We start from the raw sequence: 219 nt of genomic DNA, 5'->3' as shown, positions 1-219 counted from the left end.
CGGTTTGAGAAGCATAATACGTTGTTCCATCCACTAAAGCTACTGTTGACGCTAAAGCAGTTCCACCCGTTGCAGCAGTATACCACTGAATAGTTGTTCCTGTTGCTTGTAAGTTCGCTACTGTTGGGTTTACGATCTCACAGAATGTTTGTGTTGACTGTGTTGTCGTTGGTGCTGGTGTAACAGTAATTTTGGCTAGAACGGCTAAACGAGTTTTAC

The 219-nt window shown here is 43.4% G+C and carries 1 protein-coding gene; it reads right to left on the bottom strand.

The genetic code is table 11. The features are described from left to right. The coding region (locus P6733_RS17965) for an Ig-like domain-containing protein (protein WP_306354321.1) at positions 1–219 on the bottom strand (219 nt) is incomplete at both ends.

It is taken from the genome of Flavobacterium aerium, assembly GCF_030766725.1.
In the GTDB taxonomy this organism is placed as follows: Bacteria; Bacteroidota; Bacteroidia; order Flavobacteriales; family Flavobacteriaceae; genus Flavobacterium; species Flavobacterium aerium.
Note: the sequence above shows the minus strand (reverse complement) of the source record. Positions and strands in the feature narration are given on the sequence as shown.